This is a genomic window from Streptomyces sp. NPDC056948 (genome assembly GCF_042674225.1).
GTDB lineage: Bacteria > Actinomycetota > Actinomycetes > Streptomycetales > Streptomycetaceae > Streptomyces > Streptomyces purpurascens.
In genome coordinates this window covers 1-1,979 of sequence record NZ_JBHUQX010000754.1, presented here as the reverse complement: position 1 = coordinate 1,979, position 1,979 = coordinate 1, and the positions used below count along the sequence as shown (strand labels likewise).

Below are 1,979 nucleotides of genomic sequence, written 5' to 3'. Positions count from 1 at the left end.
GCGTACGACTGACTTCGCGAAGGCCGCCCGAGGGGCGGCCTTCGGTGTTTCCCGGGGTCGCTCCTCTCCCAGCGCATCACACCGGATCCCATCGGATCCTCGGAGAAGGAGCACGGACCCATGAACCTGCTCGGCTTGCCGGACGACTCCCGCCCGTTCGCCCTGCTGCGCCGCCGCACCCCGGGCCAGGACCATGATCAGGTCGAGGTCCTGATCGGCCCGGTCGCCACGTACGACCGTCTCGCCGACCTCCCCGACGAGGGCCTCGCGCTCGTCCCCTTCCGGCAGATCCGCGAGCGCGGCTTCGACGTCCGCGACGACGGCACGCCCCTGACGGTGCTGACGCCCGAGGAGTCGTACGAGATCCCGCTGGCCGACGCCCTGGAACAGCTTCCGGGGCATGACGTACGCGTCGAGGGCGGCGGCTTCGACGTGGCCGACGAGGAGTACGCGGAGATCGTCGGGCGGGTGCTGCGGGAGGAGATCGGGCGGGGCGAGGGCGCGAACTTCGTGATCCGGCGGACGTACGAGGGCGAGATCCCCGGGTTCGGCCGGGCCGACGCGCTGGCGCTGTTCCGGCGGCTGCTGGAGGGCGAGCGGGGCGCGTACTGGACGTTCGTCGTGCACACCGGGGACCGGACGCTGGTCGGGGCGAGCCCGGAGGTGCACGTCCGGATGTCCGGCGGCACGGTCGTCATGAACCCGATCAGCGGCACCTACCGCTACCCCGCCGAGGGGCCGACCCCCGAGCATCTGCTCGGCTTCCTCGCCGACGGCAAGGAGATCGAGGAGCTGTCGATGGTCGTCGACGAGGAGCTCAAGATGATGTGCACCGTCGGCGACATGGGCGGCGTCGTGGTCGGACCCCGGCTGAAGGAGATGGCGCATCTCGCGCACACCGAGTACGAGCTGCGCGGGAAGTCCTCGCTGGACGCGCGGGAGGTGCTGAAGGAGACCATGTTCGCGGCGACCGTCACCGGCTCGCCGGTACAGAACGCCTGCCGGGTGATCGAGCGGCACGAGGTCGGGGGGCGCGGCTACTACGCCGGGGCGCTGGCCCTCCTCGGGCGCGATTCCGGCGGGGCGCAGACCCTGGACTCCCCCATCCTCATCCGCACCGCCGACATCGACGCGGACGGCGGGCTGCGGGTGCCGGTGGGCGCCACGCTCGTGCGCGGGTCCGACCCCGAGAGTGAGGTCGCGGAGACCCATGCGAAGGCGGCGGGCGTGCTGGCGGCCCTGGGCGTACGGCCGGGCAGGCCGCGTGCGGAGTCCGTGCGGCCGAAGCTCACCGACGATCCACGCGTGCGTGCCGCGCTCGACGGGCGCCGGGCGTCGCTGGCGCCGTTCTGGCTGCGGATGCAGGAGCGCTCCGAGGGGCTCACCGGACACGCCCTGGTCGTCGACGGCGAGGACACCTTCACGGCGATGCTCGCCCATGTGCTGCGGTCGAGCGGTCTGGAGGTGACCGTCCGGCGGTACGACGAGGCCGGGCTGCGGGAGGCGGTGCTCGCGCACGAGGGGCCGGTCGTGCTCGGCCCGGGCCCGGGTGACCCCGCCGATCTCACCGACCCCAAGATGCGGATCCTGCGGAACCTCACCGCCGAGGTCATCCGCGGCCATCCGCACGGCGTGCTCGGCGTCTGCCTCGGGCACGAGCTGATCGCGGCCGAGCTGGGACTGGAGATCGTACGGAAGGACGTGCCGTACCAGGGCGCGCAGACGGAGATCGAGCTGTTCGGGCGGCGTGAGACCGTCGGCTTCTACAACAGCTTCGTGGCGCGCTGCGACGAAGACGCCCACCAGGAGCTGGCCGCGCACGGTGTCGAGATCAGCCGGGCCGCGAACGGGGAGGTGCACGCGATGCGCGGGCCCGGGTTCGCCGGGGTGCAGTTCCACCCGGAGTCGATCCTGACGCTGAACGGCGCGGCGGTCGTACAGGAGTTGGTGGGGCAGTTGCGCAACACGACCGTGTAGCC

The 1,979-nt window shown here is 72.2% G+C and carries 1 protein-coding gene; it reads left to right on the top strand.

All coding sequences use genetic code 11. The annotated features are described in order from the left end of the window. Positions 1-120: 120 nt before the first annotated feature. Positions 121-1,977: an anthranilate synthase family protein gene (locus tag ACFTZL_RS44355; RefSeq protein ID WP_382596177.1), complete on the top strand. Its 1,857-nt coding sequence runs from the start codon at positions 121-123 to the stop codon at positions 1,975-1,977. Positions 1,978-1,979: the final 2 nt, after the last annotated feature.